This window comes from Halobacillus sp. ABD4_316 (assembly GCF_056161385.1).
In genome coordinates, this window is the sequence record NZ_JBSWZA010000003.1 from 49,641 (window position 1) to 74,151 (window position 24,511).

Below are 24,511 nucleotides of genomic sequence, written 5' to 3' on the forward strand. Positions count from 1 at the left end.
TCTTACTTTGAGTAAGAAGGGTTTTAATCGTACCTTTTAAGTGGAGCATAGCGGGCTCGAACCGCTGACCTCTACACTGCCAGTGTAGCGCTCTCCCAGCTGAGCTAATGCCCCGTATTTATTGAAGACAAGTATGATAATAGCATGTCCGTATTTCTTTATCAATACTTTTTGACAAAAAAATTCAAAAAAGACCTTCTGATTAAGATCAGAAGGTCTTTCCGTTCGCATATGGCCTATAGTTGGTTTGAGGAGCGTTCGGTGGTGACGCCTGCGGGAACAGCGCGAGCCGAAGATCCACTTGGGCAGGTGATCTTCCTGCCCAAGTTAGCTGAGGCCGTGCCCGCGGCAGGCATCCACCGATAAGCGGAACGTGACCACGTGACCTACGAAAAGCTGTACTTTTTTCTACAGCAAGAAGACCTTCTGATTACAATCAGAAGGTCTTCTTGAATTAGGATGCACGCACGTCTGCGGCAGCCTCTCCTTTATTAGACGTTACAAGGGTAACGATAATGAGGACGAGAACGGCTACAGGGACCGCGATGACGACACTATTGACGTCAAACGGCTTCTGCAGGACGATCTCCCATACAAGTGTTGTGACAACACCAGCAACCATGGAAGATACACCACCTGCTGCGTTTACGCGTTTCCAGAAGAAAACGGCGAGAACGGCCGGCGTCAATCCGGCACCGTAGACGGTATAAGCGTACATCTGCACACTCAGCACGGTTGGGAAATAGCTGATAATGATAAAAGCAAACAATCCAAGGGCTACGATAAAGATCCGCGTCATCGTGAGCAGCTTCTTATCGGAAGCGTCTTTATTCACATACTTGCCGTACAAGTCGTAGGTTAAGTTGGTCGCTGCCGACAAAAGATACGAATTTCCGGTCGTAATGATAAAGGACGCGGCAGCTGCCAGAAGAACGCCACCGATGGCCATAGGCATAGCTACGGTTGTAGCCATAAGGGCCATTCCGGGATCAATGTCCGGGAATAAGGAACGGGAGGCAAAGGCGATGATAGAAATAGATGGTGAAATGATCAGCATCGCAATCAACCAGCCGATTTGAGCTCGTTTGGCTGACTTGTCCCCTTTGGATGAGGCCAGTCGCTGGTACATGTTCTGGTCACCAAGCAGAAGGAACAAGGAAGGCAGCAGATAACCGATCATCTGTACGGTTGTCAGTCCGCCTGTAGAGGTCATATGACTTTCCGGCACATTGGCGACGATCTCACTCCATCCGCCTGCGACCATGATAATCGTAGGAACTGTGACGATTAAACCACCTACCATCAAAAAGCCGCTGATGGCGTCTGTCTGGGAAACCGAACGAAGTCCGCCGATCATCGCAAGGAAAATGATCATTCCTGCACCGATGATTGTTCCTGCCTGAACGGTCATCCCTGTTGTCAAATTCAAGATAAAGCCGAAGCCTTTCATCTGATAGGATACAATCCCTACATAGGCCAGGATGATAATAACACTCGCAAGGTTTCGGGACGTTCGTCCATATTTCGCTTCCAAAATTCCTGAGACGGTAAATTTCCCGTAGGCCCGGATTTTAGGAGCGACGACATAAAGAATAATAATTCCGACCAACGTTGGGAGCATCATCATCAAGGAAGGCAGAATACCGTAAGAGAACGCCATCGACGTCTCCCCTCCGGAAATACTTCCACTTCCTGTCCACGTAGCAAGCAGGGTCCCCATAAGCACAAAAGGTCCGAGACTTTTACCGGCAAGGACAAAGTCCTCACTTCCAGATACTTTCTTCGACATGACTACACCGATGCCGATCATTACAATCCCGTAGATAGCAATAAACCATAGTAAAGTTGGATCTTGTTGCAATTCCATACTGACTGAATCATCTCCTGATGTTTTTTTACTGCTGGATTTCCTAGAGCACATGAATATCTATCCACCGGCCGGTGACTGCCCGTCTAACACAACACTTTATAACCTAACACAGTTTCAGCATTTGTGAAAACGCATTACACCTTGGGAAAAAAGCGTTAGTTCCAGGCGTTTTGGGGCTTGTTTCATCTTTCACAATCTTCGATAAGCAGGTTAAGGTCACCATCTCAAAAAGTTGTCTTTTTGTTATGAAAGTTCAGTTAAAAAAGGAAAAGAGCGACAGAATTTTGTAGTAAAATTAGTTCTATAGTCCTAAAAAAAGAAGACCGGTATGAATGGGCATACCGGTCTTCTTCTTTATTATAATAAAGCTTTCATCCGTTGTTCGATGACATTTTTAAGAAGCTGCATACCATCATTTGTACCGATGGATTCGGGATGGAACTGCACGCCTTCCACAGGATATTCCAGATGGCGTATCCCCATGATTTCTCCTTCAACGGTGGTGGAGCTGATTTCGAAACAATCAGGAAGGGAATCCAGTTCGACAATCAGGGAGTGATAACGCATCGCTTCCATTGGATTATTCAAGCCCTCATAAATACCGCGGCCATCATGAAAGACTCGGGAGGACTTGCCGTGCATCAGGCGTTCCGCCCGGATGACGTTGCCACCAAATACCTGGGCAATCGACTGATGGCCCAGGCAGACGCCGAAAATCGGTGTCTTCGCCTTGAAATGGTCAATCACATCCAGAGTGACCCCTGTCTCATCAGGTGAGCACGGCCCGGGTGACAGGAATATCAACTCCGGAGCCAGCTCTTCTATTTCTTGTATCGATGCTTCATCATTTCTGCGGACGACAACCTCTTTGCCGAGCTCGCCCAGGTACTGGACGAGATTGTACGTAAATGAATCATAGTGGTCAATCATATAAATCACTCTGCTCATCTCCTCTCTGCTCGATCTGCACCTCAATCTTTGACGAGTTCCTGAATGCCTTTCGTAAAGCTGTCCAGTGCCTCTTCTTTCTGCCCCTTTTCTATGGCTTCAAGCTCTGTTTCGATAAGCCGGATGATCTTACTGCCGATAATGACACCGTCGGCATGTTCACGAACAAGCTTCACATCCTCATTCGTAGAAATTCCAAATCCGACTGCCACAGGGACCTGGCTGTGCTCCTTCACTTTTTTAATGAAGGTTAACGCTTCTGCGGACATTCCGCTGCTTCCGCCGGTCACACCAAGGGAGGATACACAATACAGGAACCCGCGGGCATGTTCTGCGATCTGCTGGATACGTGTATCTGAATTCGGCGCGACGAGGGAAATGAATTCGACATCCTTCTCAACAGCCATGCTCCGCACTTCTTCACTCTCTTCAAAAGGAAGGTCTGGAATCAAAACGCCTTCCACGCCGTTTTCTTCAAGCAGGTTGAAGAAGTCCTGATGGCCGATCTGCAGCACAGGGTTGTAGTACGTGAAGATCACAACAGGAATCTCCACTCCGTGCCTGCGGAGTTCCGGAACAAGCTGGATCGCTTTTCTCAGAGACATGCCGGCGTTCAACGCCCGTTTGGCCGCGCGCTGGATCGTCGGTCCATCAGCAAGCGGGTCGGAGTAGGGAACACCGAGTTCCAGAACGTCCGCTCCCTGCTCCTGCAGCCTCAGCGCAAATTCAATCGTATATTCCGGAGAAGGATCTCCTGCTACGACGAACGGGATGAACAGGTTCTCGGTTTTGTTAAGCTTCCCTTGAAACGATGTTTTCGTCAGCATGTTAAACCTCCTCCTGGAAATGTTCCATCAGTGTTGCCATATCCTTATCCCCGCGTCCGGACAGGTTGATGAGAATCGTCTCATCCGCTTCCATGTTTCCGGCTTCCTTGAAAGCCTGAGCAAGAGCGTGGGCACTTTCAATGGCCGGGATAATGCCTTCTGTCTGCGTAAGAAGTTTCAGCGCGTCCAGGGCCTCCTGATCCGTCACAGCTTCATAGCGGACCTGCTTCGTTTGGAAGAGATGGGCATGCTCAGGGCCGATGCCTGGATAATCAAGGCCTGCCGAGATGGAATAAGGTTCTGTGATTTGTCCGTTATCATCCTGCATCAAGTATGTCAGCGATCCGTGAATGACACCCGGCGTTCCTTTAGAAAGCGTGGCGGCATGTTCCGGTGTATCAATGCCTTTTCCTGCTGCCTCCACCCCGACAAGGGCACTGTCGTCCTGTAGGAATGGGTAGAACATGCCCATTGCATTACTTCCACCGCCGACACAGGCATATATGCGGTCCGGAAGAGTTTCTTCAACCGCAAGGAACTGACGTCTTGATTCGTCTCCGATGATGCGTTGGAAATCGCGGACCATCCGAGGGTACGGGTGCGGCCCGACGACAGAACCGATCAGGTAGAAGTGATCTTCACAATTCGCGACCCAGTAGCGGATCGCTTCGTTCGTTGCATCCTTCAATGTGCCGTTCCCACTGGAAACAGATACGACTTCAGCACCGAGCAGCTTCATACGGAAAACGTTCAGCTCCTGCCTGCGGATATCCTCCTCACCCATAAATACGATGCATTCCAGACCGAATTTGGCAGCGACTGTGGCAGAAGCGACACCGTGCTGACCGGCTCCGGTTTCAGCGATGATCTTTTCCTTGCCCATCCGCTTAGCCAGAAGAGCCTGTCCAATCGCATTGTTCAGTTTGTGGGCGCCGGTATGGTTCAAATCCTCACGCTTCAAATAGATTTTCGCTCCGCCGAGGTGCTCGGAGATTTTATCGGCATACGTCAGGGAAGTCGGACGCCCCGCGTATTCTTTGAGCACATGATGGTATTCATTTTGGAATTCAGGATCCGCCATAGCTTCATCCAGAGCTTCTTCAAGCTCCTGAAGCGGGCCCATCAACGTTTCCGGTACGTATTTGCCCCCGAAGTCACCGAATCGGCCTTTAATATCAGGAAATGCTTGCAACATTTGCTTCCACCTCTTTCATAATCGCTTGTATTTTACCAATATCTTTTTTATTTTCTCGTTCAATCCCGCTGGAAATATCGATACCCTCCGGCTGGTAACTCAACAGTTCACCAACGTTTTCAGGTTTGATTCCACCAGCGATCAGGCAGGGTACTCCTTGATCAAAAGCGGCATCCCTGTAGGCAGGGACCGCTTCCCAGTCAAATCGGACCCCTGTACCTCCGGATGCCCCCTCGACTTTGCTGTCCACGATAAAACCGTCCGCGACGCCTTTAAATACGTCCATCTGGTCGAGGCCACCATCCTGATGATGAACAACCTTCCAGACCGGAAGACCAAAAGCTTCTTTGATCTGCAGCAGCTGGGAAACGGTCTCGTTCCCGTGCAGCTGAATGACATCCAGCGGCACGAAATGGAGAATTTCCTCCAGTTCATCTATTGTAGGGTCAATGAACACCCCGACAAGCTTCTGTCGCGGACGTATTTTCTTAATCCAGCGACCTACACGCTCGGGGCGCACATAGCGCTTCGTCCGCTTCACAAAAATGAAGCCGAGATGAGAGGCTTTGGAGGAGGCCGTTTTCGCTGTGTCAGAAAGCGACTGGTTGCCGCACAATTTCACAATAGGCTCCCTCACTGGACCTCCACTCCTTCAAGCAGGGTACGTACTGCTTTTTTGATATCATCCTGCCTCATCAGCGATTCTCCAACAAGAACCCCCTTCGCCCCATACCCGGCGGCTTGTTGAACATCTTCATTTGTGAAAATGCCGCTTTCCGAAACGAGCAGCGATTCCTCCGGTGCAAGAGCCGCCATCCGTTCGGTCTGTTTCAAGGATGTCTCGAACGTATGCAGGTTGCGGTTGTTGATGCCCAGGATTTTCGGTGTGAACTGGTTCAGCACTTTTTCAAGGGTCTCTTCACTGTGCACTTCCACAAGCACTTCCATTCCCAGCTCATAGGCCTGGTTGTAAAGCTCGTGAAGCTTCTCCGCTTCCAGCGCCTCACCGATCAGAAGAATCGCATCGGCACCGATATACGCACTTTCAACGACCTGGGCGGAATCGATGATAAAATCTTTTCTCATAACAGGAATGTCCACGACCTGCTTGATCTGTGTCAAATAATCGCGATGCCCCTGGAAAAAGTGCTGATCGGTCAAAACAGATATGGCATGGGCGCCTGCTTCGGCGTAATCATGCGCAATGCGGACAGGGTTGAAGTCTTCACGGATGATGCCCTTGGAAGGGGAAGCCTTCTTCACTTCGGCGATCAGTCCGGATGGGTCTGCCCCGTTCAACGCTTCATATAAGGAATGCCTCGGGAAGGACTGTTCCTCGGGCAGGTACATTTTTTCAATTTCCTGATGTTTCACAGCTAAGATGGTTTCAAGCATACTGGCGATTCTCCCTTTCTGACGCGATAGATTCATAGTACTCTTTGGTCCTGCCGGATTGAATGGCCTCGCGGACCTGCATGACACCGTCTTCCAGCGTTTCAGCTCTACCAGCCACATACAGCCCGGCTGCTGCATTCAACGTAACGATCGATGCCGCTGTTTCCCCCGCCCGGTTATAAAGGACGGCTTTAATGATGGCGGCACTTTCCTCAGTTTCTGTAATTTGAATGTCTTCAATGTTTCCTCTGGCCATCCCGAAGTCTTCCGGTTTGACTGTAAAGCGGCGGATGTTCCCGTCCTTCATTTCCACAAGATCGGTTTCCCCGGTAATCGTAATTTCGTCTAGACCGTCACGGCCGGTGGCGAGCAGGACGTGTTCGGAACCCAGCTTATAAAGGGTTTCAGCCATTTTCTCGGCATACGCTGTGTCATAAATCCCGATCAGCTGACGTCTTGCATTGGCCGGATTGGACATCGGTCCAAGCAGATTGAACACCGTACGGAACCCAAGCTCCTGACGTGCTGGACCGGCATGCTTCATAGCCTGATGATAAAGAGGAGCAAACATGAAGGTCATTCCCTTTTCCTCCAAGGCTTTCGCTCCCTGCTCCGGTGTCGTATCAATCGGAACACCGAGAGATTCCAGAACATCGGCGCTTCCACTTTTCGAGGAAACTTTCCGATTGCCATGCTTGGCGACCTTCACGCCCATACTGGCTAGAACGAGTGATACCGCCGTCGAAATATTGAAAGTGGATGCACCATCGCCGCCGGTCCCGCACGTATCTACGAGGGAAGCATCGTCCACATCCATCCTTGTCATGTTCTCTCGCATGGCGCGGACGAACCCGGTCATCTCCTCGACGGTTTCCCCGCGGTAGCTCATGACACTCAGTATACTCATCAACTGTCCGGTTGTGGCTCCTCCATTCATGATCGTGTTCATCGTTTCAAAGGCTTCCTGCTCGCTCATGGACTCTCCGGCTACAACCCGGCTCAACGTTTGTTTCATCTCGTCTCCACTCCTTCTCGGCTCGAAAATACCTGCTCTGCTAACTCGATCGTTCTCTTCAAGGCGCTGGCTTTGTTCAGTGTTTCCTGATATTCAGCTTCAGGATCGGAATCGGCAACCACACCGGCTCCGGCCTGAATATATAAATTTTTATTCGTTAAAGTCATTGTACGGATGGTAATGCAGGAATCGATATTCCCATCAAACCCAAGGTAAAGGATGCCGCCGCCGTAAAGATTACGCGGTGTAGGCTCCAGTTCACGAAGGATCTGCATGGCCCTGACCTTCGGTGCTCCGGATAACGTTCCGGCCGGGAAGGAGGAAATAAGGGCATCGATCGGTGAAACCCCTTCCTTCAACTGCCCCGTCACCTTACTGATGATATGCATCACCTTCGAGAAACGCCCGATCGTCATATACTCACGAACGTCCACACTTCCGAATTCAGCGACACGGCCGATATCGTTTCTGGCAAGATCGACGAGCATTCTGTGCTCGGCCAGTTCTTTTTCATCTGCAAGGAGTTCCTCTGCCAGCTGGTCATCTTCCTCCTGAGTCTGCCCGCGCTTCCTTGTTCCGGCAATGGGATGGATTTCAAGCTGCCCGTTCTGTACTTCAAGCAGCCGCTCCGGCGAACTTCCGATCACTTCGACATCCTCCATATTCAAGTAGAACATATAAGGAGATGGGTTCACTTTCCGCAGCACCCGGTAAAGCTCGAAGCCTGTACGGTCTGTAATGGTGTGGAAGCGCTGGGATAAAACAGCCTGGAAAACATCCCCGGCCCGGATGTACTCTTTGATCGTTTCCACATCCTGCCTGAATTTTTCCGGCTCATAGTTGCTGGAAAGGACGAGTTCCTGCTCTTCTCCCGATTCCTCCCCAAGCATCAAATCTTCCAAATCGCTGCCTTTTCTCAAACGACTTGTAATCTCCTTGATGCGTGCCTTCGTCGTATTATAAACTTCACGCGAAGTCTCTGGGTCGTCGACTCTTCCGAACGAAAGAATCGTCGTTTCTTTCGTTTTATGATGGTAGGCGATCAAGGTCTGGCAGAACAGCAGGTGGTAGCGGGCAAGATTCAGGTCATCCTGTTCCGCCGGTTCCACCGGTTCGAAATCTGAAATGGCATCGTAGCTGATGTAACCGACTCCGCCTCCTTTAAATGGAAGATCGATTTCCGGCTGCTTCACCTCCAGATCGCGCACCACTTTTTCATAAGCGGCCTTGAAGGTCTCTTCGTATGCTGTTGTCTCCAGACGGTAATCTTCAATAAGAAACCGGCCGCTTTTCTCTTTCACCTGGACCATGGGATCGAGTCCAATGAATGAAAAATTCGACCACGGGGATTCCGGGTCCTGGCTTTCAAGCATAAAGACAGCTTCATCTTTCAATGCATGAAACATATGAATGGGTGTAATCGTATCTGTAAAAAAGGATTGACTGATGGGAATGGTGCGGTACGCTTCCGCATCGGTTTGAAATGTTTCGTAAGTGGTCATTCGCTCACCTCTCCATAAAGGGTTTATGGAGAACGAGACGTTGAGGAATGAAAAAATGAGTGGATGAAATAAAGGGGTTCGGCCAGGCAACCAACCAGCTCCGTACGTCCAGCGGTTCCTCGCTCTTACTCGGCTCTGCTCTGCTCATCCTATTCCTCAACTCAACTCATTCTCTTCTCAACTAACTTTGTATTCATTTATAAAATACTTTCTCACAGTCTATAAAATTCAGATAATAAAGTCAACCGAAGAATTTCCAGCAACTCTATTTCCACCTTAACAAACCGCTGCGGTTCTTCAAAGCTATCTGTTTATAATATAAGAAACGCTGAACGGCTCCAGGAAAAGCACACCACAAAAAAAAACGGGATTTCTTTTGAACGCATCCGCAGCCAGTGACGTCTTATATACAGGCGGGAAGAGAGGAATGATTATGGAAGCCAACGATTTGACACGTGCCAGGAATGGAGACGAAGAAAGTCTTGCCCGGCTCCTGAAAGAACACTACTCCTTTGTGATGAAATATGTATGGAAAATGTGCGGCGATGAACAGCTGGCCTATGACGTCACCCAGGACACGCTCATGAAAGCCATCCAGAAGATTGACCAGTACCGGGGAACGTCCAAATTCTCCACGTGGCTGATCCGCATCGCTACCCATACGTATATCGATACACGACGAAAACAACAGAGAAACGAAAAACTGGAGCAGCAGGAAAAGGAACGACTAAAACTGCAGACCCCGCAGCAGCTTCCAGAAGAATGGTTGGACGTTCAGGAGGCTCTCTGGAACCTTGATGAAAAATACCGGATCCCCGTCCTCTTGAAACATTACTATGGGTTTGAATACAAGGAAATCGCTGACATGACGAAATCCAGAACCGGAACGGTGAAATCACGGGTGCATTATGGTATGGAGAAGCTGCGAAAGGAGTTGAATGAACATGGATGACAAGAAGAACCTTTCTCTTGAGGAAAAGCTGAAGCAGGGGTTCCAGCAGATGGATCAGCAGCTGGACACGGACGAACCCCCCCTCCTGTATTTCGAAACGCTTGTGAGAGAGGAAAGGAAAGCATGGCATGAGAGGCTGTGGAAGGAATTGATGCTGTTATGGACGGCCGCTCTTTTGATGATCACTGGGCTCGCACTCAGTTTTTATTTCGTACCGGCCCTGTTCATCATCATTCAAGGAACAGCCGCTGCCGTGCTGCTTGGGTATGTTTGGAAGGAGAAAAGAGAAATGGTGATGATCGATAAATGAAGCATTATGGACCTGAAGAAATCCCTGTCTGGGGGTGGGGAATCATTGCCGCCATCCTGATCACCCAGAGCACCCTGTTGTTCATCCAGGCAAAAAAACGCGGACGGACCCCCTGGCTGTGGGGCCTTGTCGGACTGATTCAATTCCCTTTCCCAACCATCGTATTCATCATCCTGTGCAAAACAATCTGGAAGGATCCAACAGCATGAAGATGATCCTCATTGCGGCAGGTACAGCCGCACAACTGGCAGCTTACGCTCTTATCCTGTTTGTGTCCATCTGGACGGGAATCGCTCTTCTACTCATCTCTTATGCAGCTTTCACACTCGTAATCATAAAGCTGTGGAAGGAAGCCAAGGAAGAAAAAAAGGAGGAACACTGGAATGATTATCGTGACTACTGAATTTGTTCCTGGATATGACGTTCAGGAAGTGAAAGGATTTGTGCGTGGCAGTACAGTCCAGTCGAAAAACGTGGGAAAAGATATTCTGGCGGGATTAAAGAATCTTGTCGGGGGAGAAATTAAAGATTATACAAGTATGATGGACAGCGCCCGTCAGCAGGCCATCGGACGATTGATTCAACATGCAGAGGAGAAAGGGGCTGATGCTGTCATTGCCGTCCGCCTGGAAACGTCCTCTATTACGAGTGCCGCTTCTGAAATCATCGCCTACGGAACAGCGGTCACCCTTGCAGAAAGGAGTCCACAATGACAGCGGGGGTTCTCCACATGCTCACGGACAACCTCCCTGTTCTCCTCCCGCTGATGGCTGTCCAGTTGATTTTAATGGTAACCGCGCTCATCAGCCTGGCAGGAACAAAAGAAACACGCGGCCCGAAGTGGATGTGGGTGCTGCTGATTATTTTTGTCAATACGCTCGGGCCTGTCGCCTACTTTATTTTCGGAAGGAGTGAGGAAGGATGATGCAGGTGAACAACCTCACGAAATCGTTCGGCCGGCACCCTGTTGTGGACGACGTATCCTTTCAGTTGGAAAAAGGCAGATGCATGGCTCTTCTCGGTCCGAACGGCGCAGGGAAAACGACCACCCTGCGTCTCATAGCCGGACTGCTCATTCCTGATTCCGGAACGATACACCTTGAAGGAACACCCGGGGATATCCGCGCTCACATCGGCTACCTGCCTCAGCATCCTCAATTTCATGGATGGATGACAGGACGGGAATTCCTGTTATATGCCGCCCGTCTTGCCGGCCTCTCCAAGCAGGAGGCAGGGCAACAGGCGGATAAGACGCTGGACCGGTTGGGGATGAAAGAGTTTCAGAACAAAAGAATCGCCCGGTACTCCGGAGGGATGAAGCAGCGCCTCGGCATCGCACAGGCGGTTATACACACCCCCGGCGTTCTCCTGCTTGATGAACCGGTATCTGCCTTAGATCCAATCGGGCGCCGGGAAGTTCTGGAACTGATGGAAGAGCTGAAACAGGAAACCCTCCTGCTCTACTCCACCCATATCCTAAACGACGCTGAAGAAGTGAGTGATGAAATTCTACTGATGCATCAAGGAAAGATGATTGAATCTGGGTCGATTAATGATGTGAAATCCCGCCATCCTATGGAAAAACTAACCCTCCAGTTTTCGATGGACACCGAAAATTGGAAGGATTATGTGAGCGCATGGCCCGAGGTCAATCGTGTGGAATGGCATAAACAGACCCTTCACCTCTATGTGTCGGACAGTGGGATGGTCAGGAAGAAAGTCCTGGAGGAAGCCTCACGAAACGAATGGCCGCTTGTCCACTTCGAAGTCGGACGGCCGACATTGGAAGATTTATTTATAAAGGCGGTGAAAAATCATGCAGTGGATCACCATCTATAAGAAGGAATGGCTTGAAATGATCAGGAATTACAAATGGATTTGGGTGCCTCTTGTCTTTATTCTCTTCTGTATCCTTGACCCCTTGTCCACCTATTATCTCCCGGTGATTATTGAAGCTGCCGGAGGTCTTCCGGAAGGGGCGGTCTTTGACCTGCCCACCCCTCCCCCTTCCGAGGTGTTCATGATGAGCATTTCTCAGCTGAACACGCTGGGTATCCTCGTCCTTGCACTCATCACGATGGGCACAATCTCCGGAGAGAAAAAATCAGGGGTGGCGGAGCTGATCCTCGTGAAACCGGTCTCTTACTTTTCTTACCTGACGGCGAAGTGGGCGGCTGCTTCCACACTGTTGATCCTCTCTGCTGCCATCGGCCTGACAGCGAGCTGGTATTACGTCCAGCTCCTTTTTGGAGATGTGTTCTTTACGGCCGCAGCCGGAGTGATCTTTTTCTACAGCTTGTGGATTTTATTTCTTACGAGCATCAGTCTTTTTATGAATGCCTGGTCACGTATCCCCGGCCTCGTCCTGTTTTTCACACTGGCAGCCCTCATGACCATGAGCCTGGTCACCAGTCTGTTTTCCAAGTACCTCGCCTGGAGTCCCGCACGGCTGTCCTCCTACCTTCGTTCTCTTCTCATTACGGGAAAAGTGCCTGCGGATTTATGGTACACCAGTCTCGTCACAGCCGCGCTTACCATCCTTCTCCTTTATGCAGGAACGAAACGTTTGAAGAAAAGCACCAGACTCTCCTGAATGTCAAAATTTACGGATCAAAAGGAAGAAGAGTTGTACTCCCACCCAATAGGGTATAGACTATTGTCAATAAAACTATTGGATTGTCTAAAGGAGAGATTTGCATGAAGCCGACTGCACTGATTACCGGAGCTTCCGGGGGAATCGGGTATGAACTTTCCCTGCTTTTCGCGAAGGCTGGTTATAACTTGATCGTTGTAGCAAGATCTGAAGATAAACTCGAGGAGCTGCGAAATGAATTGGACGGCCACCCCGTTACCATTCTTCCGCAGGATCTGTCAGAACCCGGGGCCGCCCAAATTGTTTACGACAAAGTCAAAGAACTCGGCTTGAACGTCACCGTGCTCGTGAACAATGCAGGGTTCGGCCTGAACGGCCTGTTTGAGGAGCTTCCGCTGTTAGACCAGCAGAAAATGCTGCAAGTCAACGTCAATGCACTCACAGAGCTCACCCACCTGTTTCTGCCGGAAATCAAAGCGGCACGATTCCGCTCCATTCCAAAAGGCATCCTGAATATCGCCAGCACTGCGGCGTTTCAGCCCGGGCCGAAAATGGCCGTATATTATGCATCCAAAGCCTACGTCCTTTCCTTCTCCGAAGCTCTTGTGGAGGAACTGAGGGACACGAACGTCACTATCTCGACGCTGTGCCCGGGCGCAACAGAAACCAACTTCTTCAAGACAGCTCAGGCAGAGCATACGAAGCTGGTCAAGCAGACGATGACACCGGAAGCTGTTGCTAAATCAGGGTTTGTCGGCTTTGTTAAAGGCCGCCGTGTCATCATTCCCGGGCCGGCCAACCAGACGATGGCTTATGCGGCGAAACTGCTTCCTCGTTCCTGGGCTGCAAAAGCCGCTCATTATATGGATCAATAATTCTTATGTCCCAGACCTTTCCTCCTGCCGCCATCTCCTTTATACTTGATATATTGGAAGAAAATTCTTAAACAGGGGGCAGAGGTATGAAGAAATGGATCTTATCCACCGTCCTTCTTCTGCTCGCAGCTGCCGGCACAGGCTGGTATTTGATGAGCACACAGGCTGAAGCAATGACAGAACAAGAAGTCAAGGAAGCCGTAGAAGAATCCGCTGAAGAAGCGGATGAAAAGCTTCAGACCTATGAGGAAGAAGGTAAAAATCCATTCGGTCATGAAAAAAGCCAAAGCGAACTGACAGATTCCGATTATCAAAGCTACATCCACTCCATGTCCCACCAGAAAGTGAAAGCCGATAAAAAGTGGGGATTTACAACTATCCACCCGGAACGTATTGAGTGGCTGCTTGAGGGACTGGATCAGACCACGCTTACTCATAGACAGACATATGAAGAGATCCTGACGAAATGGCACGCAGGTGATTTCTCAACGGCTGATGAGGACCATAACCGGATCTGGACGCTTCAGAACGGGAACGTCGGCAAAGCCACAGGTGTGCTCTCTCCTCAGGAAGAAGCCCAATTCATGCAGAAACGAAAAAACTGACCCCGTCTCCGGGGTCAGTTTTTTACATTTCTTCGGCTGCTTTACGAAAACCATAGAACGAGCGGTAGCCTGAATGAGAATAGTAGCCTTCCGAGCTTTCTGTAGCCAGCATGTCCACGCGGGCGTTCGGATAGCATTCATGGGCGGTTCTTACAAGCTGTTCGGCAATTCCCTGCTTGCGGCAGGATTCCTTAACGAGGAGTTCACAGATGTACAAAGTGGTCGTCCCGTCGGTCAATCCTCTCAAATAACCGACGAGTTCTCCAGATTCATCCACGGCCACGAGGGCAGGTTCCGAATTGATCCAGGCGCACAGCGTTTCTTCATTATGCTGCACAAGCCCCTCCCATCCTTCTTGTTGATTCAACTGATGAACACTATCAAAGTCTTGTTCGCGAAACGAGCGGATTTGAATGGATTCCATCGTTTCCTCCCTTTCTTTTCCAAGTTTTCTCCTGTTAAGTTTCCCAGTCTGTCTATGATGAAGCCTGATCTCTTTACTCTATTATACGATACAATTCCCTATTCGTTTCATTCTATGTGTCTTTTTTCCGTCAATGATGAGAGAAAAGTATGATAAAATAAGAACGATTGTTTTCTTATCGACACAAGGAGTGGAATGACTATGAAACGTTGGTTGATGCTGACAGGATTATTTTTTCTGGCTGCCTGTTCCTCACAAAATTTATCCTATGAAGATTTAACCGCTGCTTATCCCGAGGACTTCGCAGATCCTATCCAGAACCTTTCTGAAACACAGCAGGAAAACCTTGGCCTGCCTTCTGATATGCCTTTTGAAGTGACCATGGTGGAATCCTCTGTTGGAGAAAATGAAGCCGAGGTAACCTATACATCCGATACCGAGCAGAAAGCTGTCGTTACGACCTTATACAGTCCCGGAAACATCCTGCAGGAATCCGAACTGCAGGTACCATTGGATTCCGGAGCGCTGGCAGGCGTACTGGAAAAAGAGACACATGTGTTTGTGGAATGGTATGAAGGAGAAGAAGATATCATCTATCAGGTTGAATATTACGGCCCTGCTGAAGAGCGTTCGGAAAAAGCTGTGGAAATCGCCAATCATCTATAAAAGCTGCCGGGAAACCTTCCCCGCAGCTTTTTTATGTGGTCACAGACTGCCGTATTCATTGAACTTTTTCCAGTTTCTTAAACATCCGGCTGATCGGCCTTGGTGCCTTCAGGTTATCGAAGAAAACAAGGTACGTGTTCTTCTTTTCATCAATGGATTGAATAGTCCCGATGCCGAACACGGGATGATGGACACGTGTTCCTTTTTCAAACCCTTTTTGAGGAGCCTCTTGTTTTAAATGGTGAGAGGCCCGGATGTAATCCTCCGCTTCTTCTATAAGGGCTGGATCCAGGTCCCCGACACGCTCATATAAATCTTCGTTCACCTCAAAGATGAAGCGGGACGGATATTTTTTCTGCCCTCCATTTTGAAAGCCCTCCGACTCCGTCATATACAACGCCTTTTCGGCACGGGTAACGGCGACATAGGCAAGTCTCCGCTCTTCTTCAAGCCCACGCTCCTTCCGCTGACGGATGGTCCGCACACTTGGCATGACCCCTTCTGTCATGCCGATCACAAAAACATAGGGGAATTCCAGACCTTTGGCAGTATGGATCGTCATTAGTTTGATCGTATCCGTACGCTCTTCTCTGTCGTGATCGGTATACAAAGAAATCATCTGCAGGTACTCATCCAAATCGATATCTTCTCCGAGCGTCTGTTCATACTGGACGATGGAGTGAAGCAGTTCGGCCAGATTATCCAGGCGTTCCTGGTCCCCGTCTTCGCGGCGGTAGGCTTCATACCCCGTCTTCTGCATCGCTTCCTGCAGCAGTTCCGACACGTTCAATTCTTTCTTCCTCTCCTTGAGTTCCTCCATGGCACCAATGAATGCTTTGGCCCCTGTCCGCTGAAGCTGCTCATGATCCGCGTATTTTTTCAAGGTCTCATAATAAGAAAGCCTCTCTGCCTCTGCCCTCTGACGGATAAAGGCCATCCGTTTTTTACCGATCTGCCTTTTCGGCACATTGATCAGTCTTGAAAACGATAAGTCATCTCCTGCAGCGATCATTTTCAGATGAGCGAGCGCATCCTTGATCTCCATCCGGTCAAAAAATTTAAAACCTCCGAAAATAGTATACTCCAGGTTTTCCGCCATAAGTTCCTGCTCCACATAACGCGATAAATAACCTGCTCTGTATAAAACAGCCACATCACTGAGCCGCGCCTGCTTTTCCTCAACAAGACTTTGAATCTGCTGAACAATCCATTTCGCTTCCTGTATGTCGTTTTTTCCGTGGTAATGGACCGCTTTGACTCCAGGCGGGTGGACAGGAAGCATATCCTTATCCACACGGAAGTAGTTATTTTTAATCAGCGCATTGCCAAGGGAGAGGATTTCAGGGGTGGAACGGTAATTTTCCTTCAGAAAGACTGTCTGTGCCCCCGGGAAAAATTCGTCGAACTCGACCATATACTTCGGATCCGCCCCCCGCCATTCATAGATCGTCTGATCGGGGTCACCAACAACGAACAGGTTCTCATGTTCCTGTGCGAGCATGCGTACAAGTTCGAACTGCTTCAGACTGCTGTCCTGGAATTCATCGACCTGGATGTAATACAGACGGTCCTGCCATTTGGACAGTACATCCGGATATTGTTCAAAAAGGACAAAGACGAAATTCAGCAGGTCATCGAAATCCAGGCCGTACACGCGTTTTTGTTTTTTCAAATAGTGTTGTAGAATCTGCCCGTCCAGGTCACCGGATTCATCAGCCGCAGGCATGCCGCCGCGCATGATCATCTGTTGGACATAATGGGTATTTCCTTTCAATATTCCGATCTTGTCCAGAAGGCGCTTGAAGGTTTTCTCATTCATCTTCAACCCCATATCTTCAAATATCTCCCGCAGCAGTGTTTTCTGGTCTTCGACGTCTAAAATGGAGAAATTTTTCGGATAGAAGAGACGATGGATATCCTCTCGGAGCACACGGACGCAGAAGCCGTGATAAGTCGTAATGAATCCTGTATCCTGTTCGCCGCCGATCAGGCGCTTCACCCTTCTCCTCATTTCATGAGCTGCCTTATTCGTAAAGGTTACAGATAATACATGGGCCGGATCCACGCCCAGTTCATTGACGATAAACGCATACCGGTGCGTCAGTGCTCTCGTTTTCCCCGAACCTGCACCGGCCACGACGCGGATGTATCCTTCCGTAGAAACGACAGCCTCCTGCTGAGCTTCGTTCAATCCTTCCATCAGTTTTTCCATAGTGATTCACCTTCCAAGAACATTTGTTTGTATTATAGCACACTGAATCGGTTTGAAGCCTCAGTGGAACGGATATGGACCTGTGGAAGGAGAGGAAATTATGACCAGCGATATCACCCCTTTATTTGAAGAAAAGATCGTTCAGGACAACCACTTTAAAAACCGCTATGTGGTCGCACCGATGACAAGAGTCAGCGCGGCCAATAACGGGACAGCCAATGAGCGGATGAAGCAGTATTATGAGCGCTATGCTAAAGGTGGATTCGGAGCAGTCATCAGCGAGGGCATCTACCCGGACCGTACCTACTCCCAGGGATACTCAAACCAGCCGGGGCTTGCCGACGAACAGCACCGGGACGCCTGGAAGCCAATCGTCCGGGGCGTTCATCAGCATGGATCCCTGTTCATTGCTCAAATCATGCACGCAGGTGCCCAGTCGCAGGGAAACGCCTACACGGACCAAACCATCGCCCCTTCAGCTGTGGCCCCTAAAAATGATCAGCTGCCTTTTTACGGTGGGAAAGGCCCGTTCCCTACCCCGAAAGCAGCCACTCATGCGGAACTGGAAGAAATCAAGCAGTCCTTCGCACACTCTGCACGACTGGCTAAGGAAGCAGGGTTTGACGGCGTAGAGCTCCACGGAGCCAATGGTTACCTGCTGGATCAGTTCATGACCGATTATTTCAACCAGAGAGAAGATCAGTACGGAGGAACAACGACCAACCGGATGCGGTATATTCTTGAAGTCATCAAGGAAGTCAGGCGGGAAGTCGGCCATGATTACCTTCTCGGCATTCGGATTTCGCAGGGGAAAGCCTCCGATGGCGAACACCGCTGGGCTCTTGGTGAAACAGATGCTAAAACCATCTTCGGTAAACTCGGTGAATCTCCGATCGATTTCATCCATGTAACAGATAAAGACGGAACAGCCTCCAGCTTCGGAGAGGGTTCCCTTTCCATGGCTGCCGCTGCGAAGATGTTCAGTGGTCTTCCTGTCATTGCCAACGGCGGTCTTCATGAGACAGACAAAGCCCTGCAGCTGTTGAGCAGCGAAGAGGCTGATTTCATCAGTCTCGGTACAGCAGCGCTCCAAAATCCGGATGCACCGAACCGCATCCGTAACGGTCAGCATCTGGACCCCTTCGATTTTTCATCCATCATGCTGCCACAGGCGGAAATTAAGGATCACGAATTGAAAAAAGAAGTACGGAGATGAAAAAGGGGCGCATGTCTCATGCGCCTTAGCTTGTAGAGAAACCTAGTTTCTCTACAAGCTTTTTTTCTTTCCGCTGAATGTCCACATCAAACAGGAACAGTTCCGGCAGGGTACAAATACTTCCAGAACCCGAAGAAGACCACTTCCTTACTTCCGCTTATTTAAAAAGTAGTCTGCGGCTTGAGGAAGGTTTTTGAACGTCCGCACACCGGACAGACTGATCCGGTTCTGTGTGAACTGCATCACCACCTGTGGACGCATCCCAGCAAGAACCACTTCAATACCAAGCAGCTGGAGGCTGACAATCAAGTCTCTAAGCAGGTGCACCCATTCATCTTCTACGGACACGATTCCAGAAAATTGAACAGCCAGACGATTGATCCGCTGGTTTTGACAAAGCTCCGGCACACGGGTCAGGAGGACCTCCTTCTGCTCTTCCCTGAGGATCGGCTGCAGGGGAAGCAGGGCAAAGCCATCAGCCACTTTTACGATGTTCGCCGTCATTTCCTCAATGATGTGGATCAGCTGTTTCTCCCTGTAATAGGATTGGGTCCTGTCAAAAATCCTGGTTAGATTGTAGCCCTTCCCTTCATATGTAAATGGTCGGGTATGAACCTTGAATACATACTCCTCCCCCTGCCAATGCATCGGATAATCATCTACAATCAAAGGCCTTTGTTCTTTCGTTGAATTTGTCACCACCCGCCTCTCCGGATCGATATCCGGAAAGAGTGTGTGAAGGGACTCCCCCGCTGCTTGATTTCCCTGAAGACCAAACAATTCAATAAATGCCGGATTGACATAGGTAATGATATACTGATCATCAGAAATCAATACCCCTTCATCAAGAAGATCCATGGCCGCCTGTAAAATCATACATAAGCCTCCTCATTATATTTGGCTGGAATGAACGGTCTTAAAACAAAAAAGAGTGCGCCATCAGGTTCTGTTTGAACAATGATGACGCACTCTTTTTTATGCTTTTTCCATTTTGTCAGGCGTAGATATGATAGCAACGTGCTTTAAGTTTCCTATAGTATCAAATTCAATTTCCAGGCAGTCTCCCGGTTTCACAAAACCGATCAGTCGTTCTTTCAACACGTACAATTCATTCTGAAACTCTGAATCCTCTACAAGGATTGCGTATGAACCTTCGTATCGATCGAGTCTGTACTGATTCACCTACTCAAACCCTTTCTACTTGGAATTCTCTATAGAGACATTCCTTCCCTGTCTTCTGTCTCTTTTGAAGTATCATTCCCTTTGCACCCTATGACTAAACATGTCGAATTTACGGTGAACTGGACTGAAGAATTCAAACGTGGTAAACTAAAGACTAACGACCGTTAGTTTGTAGTCAGGAAGGATGATTGGATGACAAAAGAAACAATCAGGCAGGAAAGTTTACGCCTTTTCGCCAGACATGGCTATGAGAACACGTCGTTGACGATGATCGCCGATGCTGTCGGGATTAAAAAACCGTCTCTTTATAATCACTTTGACAATAAGGATGCCATCTTCCTCGATGTGCTTTATCACGTCGGAGATTTGGAAAAGGAACGGATCATGCAGCAAGCTCCACAACTGAAGGGAATGACGGTGAAAGCGCAGCTTCACCAGTTCTACCGGTTTTATTTAGAACGCATGGCCCATTCCACAGAAGGGCTTTTTTTTAAGCGTGTCACCTTCTTCCCACCTGAAAAGTTTACGGCTGAAATCAAAGAGGTATTCCTTATGGTGGAAGATCAAATGACCGCTGTCATTCAGCCGATCATGGAAAAAGGAATAGCGGAGAAGAAAATCCGCCCTCTTTCTACAGATACGCTGACTTCTGCTTTTTATACGTTAATTGACGGTCTGTTCTTGGAAGAAAACTACTATGATCAGGATGTGTTCGAACAGCGCCAGCTCAGCAGCTGGGAAATTTTCTGGCTCGGCATCCAGACACAACATCAGGAGGGATCGTAAAATGCCATGGGTCTATTTGTTTGTCGGCGCCTTGTTTGAGATCGCCTGGGCGGTCGGCTTGAAACTGTCCGAGGGCTTTACCGAGCCTCTATACTCCACCATCACCGTCGTCTGCATCATCATCAGCTTCGCTTTGTTTACAATGGCATTAAAAAGCCTGGATGTAGGCACAGGCTACGCCATATTCACCGGGGTGGGGGCTGTAGGAACAGCGCTGGTCGGTATGATTTTTCTCGGCGATGCCGGTGGTATCGGGAAGATATTCTTCATCGTTCTGTTGATTACGGGAATTATCGGATTGAAAATGACAGATTCCGCTTCATCAAGTCAGGCACAGGAGGGATAACATGGCTTGGATTTTCTTAATTCTCGCAGGAACAGGGGAAATGACTTCCATGTTCTTTTTAAAATTGTCGGATGGGTTTAAAAAGAAGCTGCCGACACTGGGTGCCGCCATTGCGATGAGCGGCAGTCTTTATTTCCTCTCCTTGTCTTTGAATGACCTTCCGATCGGCACGGCTTATGCGATCTGGACAGGAATCGGATCGGCAGGAACCGTTCTGCTGGGCATCCTCTTTTTTAATGAGAAAGCAACACCGAAACGGCTGTTGTTTATTGCCTGTATCCTTACCGGTATCATCGGTTTGAAATTGGTTTCATAATATCCATCAGAACCTTGTGTTCTTTTCAAAGAATGCTTACAATAAAAGAAGCAGGATGCTGCAGTATACCGACATTTTCTGCAGTGATGGAGGAATAGAAAGATGCGTAGAGTGTTAATGGCTGTCATGGTAATCATTGTGCTTGGTTTCAGTTATGTAGGATACACCAATATAGATCCTGAAGTAGATGCCAATCCTGAAATATCACAGGAAACGAAACAATATTAAAAAGCCTTTCCGCTTTGAAGCGGAAAGGCTTTTATTTTTATTTTCGGGGAAGATCCACGTTCAGATCTTCTGCCCACGTTTCTTCAAGGTATTGGTCACGCCCGGAATTTCCTCGGTAGTAGTCATAGCGGAGCTTGTTTTTCTTGTAATAATCCTGATGATATTCTTCCGCCCGGTAAAATGTCTCTGCTTCCACAATGCGTGTTACGATGTCCTCATCGAACCGTCCGGACTGTTCGAGTTCTCTGCGGGACTGTTCAGCCGTCTGTCTCTGCTCGTCATTAAGATAAAACACCGCTGATGTATATTGATACCCGCGGTCTACAAACTGACCTTCATCATCCGTCGGATTGATCTGCCTCCAGAAAACATCAAGGATCTGCGCATAGGAAATCACATCAGGGTCGAAATAAACTTGCACCGCTTCAATGTGGCCGGTCCCCCCGGCAGACACTTCTTCATAAGTCGGATTTTCCACATCTCCACCGGTATAGCCGGAGACGACACTATGGACGCCCTTCAATTTTTCAAACGGTGGCTCCATACACCAGAAACACCCTCCAGCCAGCACAGCTGTTTCGTACCCTTCCGGAATTTCTGATGCAGCCACTTCCTCACTCTCATAATTCCGCTCTGTTACATAGGAGTAAATCTCAGGGACAGCAAATGCTGCGCCTATAAGCAGAACGATGATGCCGGCCGTCCATATCCTTTTTTTCTTCACACAGAGGCCTCCCTTGTCGTGTTGAATTTCTTTAAGCATACCACGGAATAAAAATTCCAGACAGAATTCTGCTGTCTTTACTCTTCGTCCTCCAAGGTGAGCCCCTCCACATACTTGCGGTTCATCATCCGGTCGATTTTCCTGTATTCCTTCGACTTGAAAATGATATCAAAATCGTAATCTTCCGGGTAAAGCTCTTCGGCCGGGATATGCAGTTTCAACCGTTTATGATTGTACGTCTGCTTCTCCCCCTTCACTTGAACTACATAATTACCTCTTGCATCCGGGCCTGTGTAGACGATACCGGCCGCATCTGAATCAGGGACCTGCACATTATCGCCCATTTTGAAAGAAGGCGGCTGTTTGCTGTCGTTACGCTTCCGGTTCTTCTTATACCGGTTGCCGGCCACCTGACTGGCATAAGAGGAATGTTTGCGCTGTTCTTCCTCCAGCTTATAGGATGCCTCTTCCTTGTAGGTGATCTGATGAGCGTGGTTAAGAATATCCGGATGCAGTCCGAGCTTATAAGCGATGTCGAACGCCTGGCTCTCGCCGGCTGTACCCGTCTGCAGCTGATACGTCGGCTTCAACGTTTCCAGATCAAATGCCATCGCACCGTTGATGAACCCATCCTTTTCCTTCGCATAAGCTTTCATTTCACTATAATGAGTCGTAGCCAGAATATCCGATCCTTTGGCAGCCAGCTGATCCAGGATGGCTGTTGCAAGCCCCATCCCCTCTCCAGGTTCTGTACCGGATCCTATTTCGTCTAATAACAACAGCGAATGGTCGTTCGCTTTTTGTAAAATGTCAATCAAGTTCGTCAAACGTGAGCTGAACGTACTCAAATTCTCCTCAATGCTCTGACCGTCCCCAATGTCCACATAAATCGACTGGTATAACGGAAGAAGACTTCCCGGCTCTGCGGGAATGTGAAGTCCTGTCTGGGCCATCAGGCAGAACAAGCCGACGGTTTTCAATGTAACCGTCTTTCCGCCGGTATTGGGACCTGTAATAAGCAGCGCCTGTTCCCCTTCATTCATGTGAAGGGTCAGGGGCACCGCCTTCTCTCCGAGCATCGGATGCCGGCCCTGATTGATTTTCAACTCGTGATCGGTAAATACCGGTGTATGAGCCCCCGTCAGACGACTGTATTTGGCCTTCGCGAATAAAACATCATACTGATGCATCGTCTCGACTGCTATGGAGAGATCCTGTTCATGCTCCAGCACCGCTCCAGTCAACGTATATAAAATCTGTTCGACTTCCTGCTCCTCACTGAACGTCAATAGCTGCCGTTCTTCCTGAAGGCGGGTCACTTCTTCCGGTTCAACAAAGAGAGTGGCTCCAGACGCCGATTGATCCAGCACGGTTCCTTTCATTTTTGAGCGCTGCTCCCTTTTCACCGGCAGTGTCCACCGGCCGCCTTTATCCATGGGACGTGCCTCCTGCATGATGGACGCATACTTTTTAGCCAGGCTGTTCATTCGTTCCTTGATTTCCTCTGTTTTCTTCTCTCTTTTTCTCCTGATCTTTGCGAGCTCCTTTGAAGCATGGTCGTCGACCTGCGCATGGCGGATTGCTGAGGCGATATTTTCTTCAAGACTGGTCAGCTCCGTCATGGATTCTGCATAGAAAGCAATCCTCGGAGCGATCAGCTGCTGCCCCTTCATAAACCGCTTCAGTTTCGTACAATGATCCAGGAAAGAAAGCAGAACCATCAGCTGTCTCGGTTGAAGGTAGAGGCCTTTCTGCGCCTGCTCCAGCATTCCCTGAATGTCAGCGAGCGTATGGAGCGGGACACGGCTCTGGGTGGCGAGGATGGCTTTGGCTTCTTCTACTTCCTCGTGCATCAGTTCCAGTCGTTTTCGATCTTGAATCGGTCTTGATTCAATAATGGTCTGTTTTCCCAGTTCTGTATGGGCATGCTCAGCTGTACGGTTCAAAATTTCATGATATTCCAATACTTGGAAAGTTTGTTCGTTCAATGTGATTCCTCCTATATTTATCCATATAAAAAGCCCGCGGCAAGCTGAAATAAGCTCATCGCGGACTTTTGTGTGAACGTCGTCTGTTCCACGGGATACAAAAAAGCTGTGACTGAAAAGCAGCCACAGCTTCAAAGACGTATCTGTCCAGGCTATGCTTATGCTTGTTCTTAACTGTTCCTAAAAAGGCGGCACTTAAACAAGCATGCAACCGTGCACACTTTTTACACCTGATTAGAAACGTATCCAGTTCATGGATTAGTTAAGAACAACCACACTCATACATCATTCTCCTTTGTTATAAGGATCGTTCTGCGTGGAACAGACGATTCATCC

30 protein-coding genes and 1 tRNA gene are annotated in these 24,511 nt (G+C 49.0%); 16 read left to right on the top strand and 15 right to left on the bottom strand.

Going from position 1 to position 24,511, the window contains the following annotated elements:
* Positions 1–41: 41 nt before the first annotated feature.
* From ACXAJH_RS12760 to trpE, 9 genes are all read right to left on the bottom strand, one after another.
* Positions 42–114, bottom strand: a tRNA-Ala gene (locus ACXAJH_RS12760).
* A 340-nt stretch (positions 115–454) separates the two neighbouring features.
* A complete protein-coding gene (locus ACXAJH_RS12765) occupies positions 455–1,867 on the bottom strand; it encodes a sodium:solute symporter family protein (RefSeq protein ID WP_474971937.1) in 1,413 nt (470 codons plus the stop codon).
* Positions 1,868–2,227: 360 nt separating this feature from the next.
* The gene (locus ACXAJH_RS12770) at positions 2,228–2,809 is read right to left on the bottom strand and encodes an anthranilate synthase component II (RefSeq protein WP_474994160.1); all 582 of its coding nucleotides are present in this window, start codon (positions 2,807–2,809) and stop codon (positions 2,228–2,230) included.
* Between the two features lie 32 nt (positions 2,810–2,841).
* The gene (gene trpA, locus ACXAJH_RS12775) at positions 2,842–3,645 is read right to left on the bottom strand and encodes a tryptophan synthase subunit alpha (RefSeq protein ID WP_474991255.1); all 804 of its coding nucleotides are present in this window, start codon (positions 3,643–3,645) and stop codon (positions 2,842–2,844) included.
* A 1-nt stretch (position 3,646) separates the two neighbouring features.
* The gene (trpB, locus tag ACXAJH_RS12780) at positions 3,647–4,840 is read right to left on the bottom strand and encodes a tryptophan synthase subunit beta (protein ID WP_474971939.1); all 1,194 of its coding nucleotides are present in this window, start codon (positions 4,838–4,840) and stop codon (positions 3,647–3,649) included.
* A complete protein-coding gene (locus ACXAJH_RS12785) occupies positions 4,821–5,477 on the bottom strand; it encodes a phosphoribosylanthranilate isomerase (RefSeq protein ID WP_474994162.1) in 657 nt (218 codons plus the stop codon). Before ACXAJH_RS12785 ends, trpB begins: the two co-directional genes overlap by 20 nt.
* Positions 5,474–6,235 (bottom strand): indole-3-glycerol phosphate synthase TrpC, encoded by a 762-nt coding sequence (gene trpC / locus ACXAJH_RS12790; protein ID WP_474994164.1) that lies wholly within the window; start codon positions 6,233–6,235, stop codon positions 5,474–5,476. Before trpC ends, ACXAJH_RS12785 begins: the two co-directional genes overlap by 4 nt.
* On the bottom strand, positions 6,228–7,250 hold the full coding sequence (trpD, locus tag ACXAJH_RS12795; protein ID WP_474994166.1) for an anthranilate phosphoribosyltransferase: 1,023 nt from the start codon (positions 7,248–7,250) through the stop codon (positions 6,228–6,230). The genes trpC and trpD overlap by 8 nt, the downstream gene beginning before the upstream one ends.
* Positions 7,247–8,752 (bottom strand): anthranilate synthase component I, encoded by a 1,506-nt coding sequence (gene trpE / locus ACXAJH_RS12800; protein WP_474994168.1) that lies wholly within the window; start codon positions 8,750–8,752, stop codon positions 7,247–7,249. Before trpE ends, trpD begins: the two co-directional genes overlap by 4 nt.
* A gap of 433 nt (positions 8,753–9,185) precedes the next feature.
* Here trpE and sigY point away from each other — a divergent pair, with 433 nt between their 5' ends.
* From sigY to ACXAJH_RS12850, 10 genes are all read left to right on the top strand, one after another.
* Positions 9,186–9,704 (top strand): RNA polymerase sigma factor SigY, encoded by a 519-nt coding sequence (gene sigY, locus ACXAJH_RS12805; RefSeq protein ID WP_474994169.1) that lies wholly within the window; start codon positions 9,186–9,188, stop codon positions 9,702–9,704.
* Positions 9,697–10,014: a YxlC family protein gene (locus ACXAJH_RS12810; protein ID WP_474991251.1), complete on the top strand. Its 318-nt coding sequence runs from the start codon at positions 9,697–9,699 to the stop codon at positions 10,012–10,014. Before sigY ends, ACXAJH_RS12810 begins: the two co-directional genes overlap by 8 nt.
* Complete coding sequence (locus ACXAJH_RS12815) at positions 10,011–10,223, top strand: sigma-Y antisigma factor component (RefSeq protein ID WP_474994171.1); 213 nt, start codon at positions 10,011–10,013, stop codon at positions 10,221–10,223. The genes ACXAJH_RS12810 and ACXAJH_RS12815 overlap by 4 nt, the downstream gene beginning before the upstream one ends.
* Complete coding sequence (locus ACXAJH_RS12820; protein ID WP_474967634.1) at positions 10,220–10,417, top strand: hypothetical protein; 198 nt, start codon at positions 10,220–10,222, stop codon at positions 10,415–10,417. The genes ACXAJH_RS12815 and ACXAJH_RS12820 overlap by 4 nt, the downstream gene beginning before the upstream one ends.
* Entirely contained in the window at positions 10,398–10,727 is a 330-nt protein-coding gene (locus ACXAJH_RS12825; RefSeq protein WP_474967633.1) for a YbjQ family protein, read from the top strand. The genes ACXAJH_RS12820 and ACXAJH_RS12825 overlap by 20 nt, the downstream gene beginning before the upstream one ends.
* Positions 10,724–10,939, top strand: a complete 216-nt coding sequence (locus ACXAJH_RS12830) for a PLD nuclease N-terminal domain-containing protein (RefSeq protein WP_474967632.1) — start codon at positions 10,724–10,726, stop codon at positions 10,937–10,939. The genes ACXAJH_RS12825 and ACXAJH_RS12830 overlap by 4 nt, the downstream gene beginning before the upstream one ends.
* Positions 10,936–11,853, top strand: a complete 918-nt coding sequence (locus ACXAJH_RS12835) for an ABC transporter ATP-binding protein (RefSeq protein WP_474994172.1) — start codon at positions 10,936–10,938, stop codon at positions 11,851–11,853. Before ACXAJH_RS12830 ends, ACXAJH_RS12835 begins: the two co-directional genes overlap by 4 nt.
* Positions 11,831–12,607, top strand: coding sequence for an ABC transporter permease (locus ACXAJH_RS12840; protein ID WP_474994174.1), 777 nt, complete (start codon positions 11,831–11,833; stop codon positions 12,605–12,607). The genes ACXAJH_RS12835 and ACXAJH_RS12840 overlap by 23 nt, the downstream gene beginning before the upstream one ends.
* A gap of 104 nt (positions 12,608–12,711) precedes the next feature.
* The gene (locus tag ACXAJH_RS12845) at positions 12,712–13,482 is read left to right on the top strand and encodes an SDR family NAD(P)-dependent oxidoreductase (protein WP_474967629.1); all 771 of its coding nucleotides are present in this window, start codon (positions 12,712–12,714) and stop codon (positions 13,480–13,482) included.
* A gap of 86 nt (positions 13,483–13,568) precedes the next feature.
* Positions 13,569–14,087: a DUF6241 domain-containing protein gene (locus ACXAJH_RS12850; RefSeq protein WP_474967628.1), complete on the top strand. Its 519-nt coding sequence runs from the start codon at positions 13,569–13,571 to the stop codon at positions 14,085–14,087.
* A 22-nt stretch (positions 14,088–14,109) separates the two neighbouring features.
* Here the strand turns inward: ACXAJH_RS12850 and ACXAJH_RS12855 are convergent, their stop codons facing one another.
* Complete coding sequence (locus tag ACXAJH_RS12855; protein WP_474991248.1) at positions 14,110–14,511, bottom strand: GNAT family N-acetyltransferase; 402 nt, start codon at positions 14,509–14,511, stop codon at positions 14,110–14,112.
* Between the two features lie 201 nt (positions 14,512–14,712).
* Here ACXAJH_RS12855 and ACXAJH_RS12860 point away from each other — a divergent pair, with 201 nt between their 5' ends.
* Positions 14,713–15,177, top strand: coding sequence for a hypothetical protein (locus ACXAJH_RS12860; protein ID WP_474967626.1), 465 nt, complete (start codon positions 14,713–14,715; stop codon positions 15,175–15,177).
* Positions 15,178–15,232: 55 nt separating this feature from the next.
* On the opposite strand, the gene ACXAJH_RS12865 is transcribed toward ACXAJH_RS12860, so the two are convergent.
* Complete coding sequence (locus tag ACXAJH_RS12865) at positions 15,233–17,389, bottom strand: ATP-dependent helicase (protein WP_474994175.1); 2,157 nt, start codon at positions 17,387–17,389, stop codon at positions 15,233–15,235.
* A 100-nt stretch (positions 17,390–17,489) separates the two neighbouring features.
* Between ACXAJH_RS12865 and ACXAJH_RS12870 the strand changes: the two genes are divergently transcribed.
* Positions 17,490–18,605, top strand: a complete 1,116-nt coding sequence (locus tag ACXAJH_RS12870) for an NADH:flavin oxidoreductase (RefSeq protein ID WP_474994177.1) — start codon at positions 17,490–17,492, stop codon at positions 18,603–18,605.
* A 147-nt stretch (positions 18,606–18,752) separates the two neighbouring features.
* Here ACXAJH_RS12870 and ACXAJH_RS12875 read toward each other — a convergent pair whose 3' ends face one another.
* Both ACXAJH_RS12875 and ACXAJH_RS12880 read right to left on the bottom strand, forming a co-directional pair.
* Positions 18,753–19,481 (bottom strand): PAS domain-containing protein, encoded by a 729-nt coding sequence (locus tag ACXAJH_RS12875; RefSeq protein ID WP_474967623.1) that lies wholly within the window; start codon positions 19,479–19,481, stop codon positions 18,753–18,755.
* A gap of 99 nt (positions 19,482–19,580) precedes the next feature.
* Positions 19,581–19,787, bottom strand: coding sequence for a hypothetical protein (locus tag ACXAJH_RS12880; protein ID WP_027956119.1), 207 nt, complete (start codon positions 19,785–19,787; stop codon positions 19,581–19,583).
* A gap of 192 nt (positions 19,788–19,979) precedes the next feature.
* On the opposite strand from ACXAJH_RS12880, the gene ACXAJH_RS12885 reads away from it, so the two are divergent.
* The 4 genes from ACXAJH_RS12885 (at position 19,980) to ACXAJH_RS12900 (ending at position 21,463) form a co-directional block, all read left to right on the top strand.
* Entirely contained in the window at positions 19,980–20,573 is a 594-nt protein-coding gene (locus ACXAJH_RS12885; protein ID WP_474967622.1) for a TetR/AcrR family transcriptional regulator, read from the top strand.
* 1 nt (position 20,574) lies between these two features.
* Positions 20,575–20,919, top strand: a complete 345-nt coding sequence (locus tag ACXAJH_RS12890; protein WP_027956121.1) for a DMT family transporter — start codon at positions 20,575–20,577, stop codon at positions 20,917–20,919.
* A 1-nt stretch (position 20,920) separates the two neighbouring features.
* The gene (locus ACXAJH_RS12895) at positions 20,921–21,235 is read left to right on the top strand and encodes a DMT family transporter (protein WP_474967621.1); all 315 of its coding nucleotides are present in this window, start codon (positions 20,921–20,923) and stop codon (positions 21,233–21,235) included.
* 102 nt (positions 21,236–21,337) lie between these two features.
* A complete protein-coding gene (locus ACXAJH_RS12900) occupies positions 21,338–21,463 on the top strand; it encodes a hypothetical protein (RefSeq protein ID WP_474967620.1) in 126 nt (41 codons plus the stop codon).
* A 37-nt stretch (positions 21,464–21,500) separates the two neighbouring features.
* Here ACXAJH_RS12900 and msrA read toward each other — a convergent pair whose 3' ends face one another.
* Both msrA and ACXAJH_RS12910 read right to left on the bottom strand, forming a co-directional pair.
* The gene (gene msrA, locus ACXAJH_RS12905; protein ID WP_474994179.1) at positions 21,501–22,187 is read right to left on the bottom strand and encodes a peptide-methionine (S)-S-oxide reductase MsrA; all 687 of its coding nucleotides are present in this window, start codon (positions 22,185–22,187) and stop codon (positions 21,501–21,503) included.
* A gap of 77 nt (positions 22,188–22,264) precedes the next feature.
* The gene (locus ACXAJH_RS12910; protein WP_474994181.1) at positions 22,265–24,175 is read right to left on the bottom strand and encodes an endonuclease MutS2; all 1,911 of its coding nucleotides are present in this window, start codon (positions 24,173–24,175) and stop codon (positions 22,265–22,267) included.
* Positions 24,176–24,511 lie beyond the last annotated feature (336 nt).

Excerpts from the sequence above, each read along its gene's own strand:
- trpC (WP_474994164.1), bottom strand. The coding sequence starts at position 6,235 with ATGCTTGAAACCATCTTAGCTGTGAAACATCAGGAAATTGAAAAAATG.
- trpB (WP_474971939.1), bottom strand. The coding sequence starts at position 4,840 with ATGTTGCAAGCATTTCCTGATATTAAAGGCCGATTCGGTGACTTCGGG.
- trpA (WP_474991255.1), bottom strand. The coding sequence starts at position 3,645 with ATGCTGACGAAAACATCGTTTCAAGGGAAGCTTAACAAAACCGAGAAC.
- ACXAJH_RS12815 (WP_474994171.1), top strand. The coding sequence starts at position 10,011 with ATGAAGCATTATGGACCTGAAGAAATCCCTGTCTGGGGGTGGGGAATC.
- ACXAJH_RS12850 (WP_474967628.1), top strand. The coding sequence starts at position 13,569 with ATGAAGAAATGGATCTTATCCACCGTCCTTCTTCTGCTCGCAGCTGCC.
- trpE (WP_474994168.1), bottom strand. The coding sequence starts at position 8,752 with ATGACCACTTACGAAACATTTCAAACCGATGCGGAAGCGTACCGCACC.
- ACXAJH_RS12810 (WP_474991251.1), top strand. The coding sequence starts at position 9,697 with ATGGATGACAAGAAGAACCTTTCTCTTGAGGAAAAGCTGAAGCAGGGG.
- ACXAJH_RS12895 (WP_474967621.1), top strand. The coding sequence starts at position 20,921 with ATGGCTTGGATTTTCTTAATTCTCGCAGGAACAGGGGAAATGACTTCC.
- ACXAJH_RS12885 (WP_474967622.1), top strand. The coding sequence starts at position 19,980 with ATGACAAAAGAAACAATCAGGCAGGAAAGTTTACGCCTTTTCGCCAGA.
- ACXAJH_RS12845 (WP_474967629.1), top strand. The coding sequence starts at position 12,712 with ATGAAGCCGACTGCACTGATTACCGGAGCTTCCGGGGGAATCGGGTAT.
- ACXAJH_RS12875 (WP_474967623.1), bottom strand. The coding sequence starts at position 19,481 with ATGATTTTACAGGCGGCCATGGATCTTCTTGATGAAGGGGTATTGATT.
- ACXAJH_RS12840 (WP_474994174.1), top strand. The coding sequence starts at position 11,831 with ATGCAGTGGATCACCATCTATAAGAAGGAATGGCTTGAAATGATCAGG.
- ACXAJH_RS12835 (WP_474994172.1), top strand. The coding sequence starts at position 10,936 with ATGATGCAGGTGAACAACCTCACGAAATCGTTCGGCCGGCACCCTGTT.
- ACXAJH_RS12900 (WP_474967620.1), top strand. The coding sequence starts at position 21,338 with ATGCGTAGAGTGTTAATGGCTGTCATGGTAATCATTGTGCTTGGTTTC.
- trpD (WP_474994166.1), bottom strand. The coding sequence starts at position 7,250 with ATGAAACAAACGTTGAGCCGGGTTGTAGCCGGAGAGTCCATGAGCGAG.
- ACXAJH_RS12870 (WP_474994177.1), top strand. The coding sequence starts at position 17,490 with ATGACCAGCGATATCACCCCTTTATTTGAAGAAAAGATCGTTCAGGAC.
- ACXAJH_RS12830 (WP_474967632.1), top strand. The coding sequence starts at position 10,724 with ATGACAGCGGGGGTTCTCCACATGCTCACGGACAACCTCCCTGTTCTC.
- sigY (WP_474994169.1), top strand. The coding sequence starts at position 9,186 with ATGGAAGCCAACGATTTGACACGTGCCAGGAATGGAGACGAAGAAAGT.
- ACXAJH_RS12855 (WP_474991248.1), bottom strand. The coding sequence starts at position 14,511 with ATGGAATCCATTCAAATCCGCTCGTTTCGCGAACAAGACTTTGATAGT.
- ACXAJH_RS12890 (WP_027956121.1), top strand. The coding sequence starts at position 20,575 with ATGCCATGGGTCTATTTGTTTGTCGGCGCCTTGTTTGAGATCGCCTGG.
- ACXAJH_RS12820 (WP_474967634.1), top strand. The coding sequence starts at position 10,220 with ATGAAGATGATCCTCATTGCGGCAGGTACAGCCGCACAACTGGCAGCT.
- ACXAJH_RS12825 (WP_474967633.1), top strand. The coding sequence starts at position 10,398 with ATGATTATCGTGACTACTGAATTTGTTCCTGGATATGACGTTCAGGAA.
- ACXAJH_RS12865 (WP_474994175.1), bottom strand. The coding sequence starts at position 17,389 with ATGGAAAAACTGATGGAAGGATTGAACGAAGCTCAGCAGGAGGCTGTC.
- ACXAJH_RS12765 (WP_474971937.1), bottom strand. The coding sequence starts at position 1,867 with ATGGAATTGCAACAAGATCCAACTTTACTATGGTTTATTGCTATCTAC.
- ACXAJH_RS12860 (WP_474967626.1), top strand. The coding sequence starts at position 14,713 with ATGAAACGTTGGTTGATGCTGACAGGATTATTTTTTCTGGCTGCCTGT.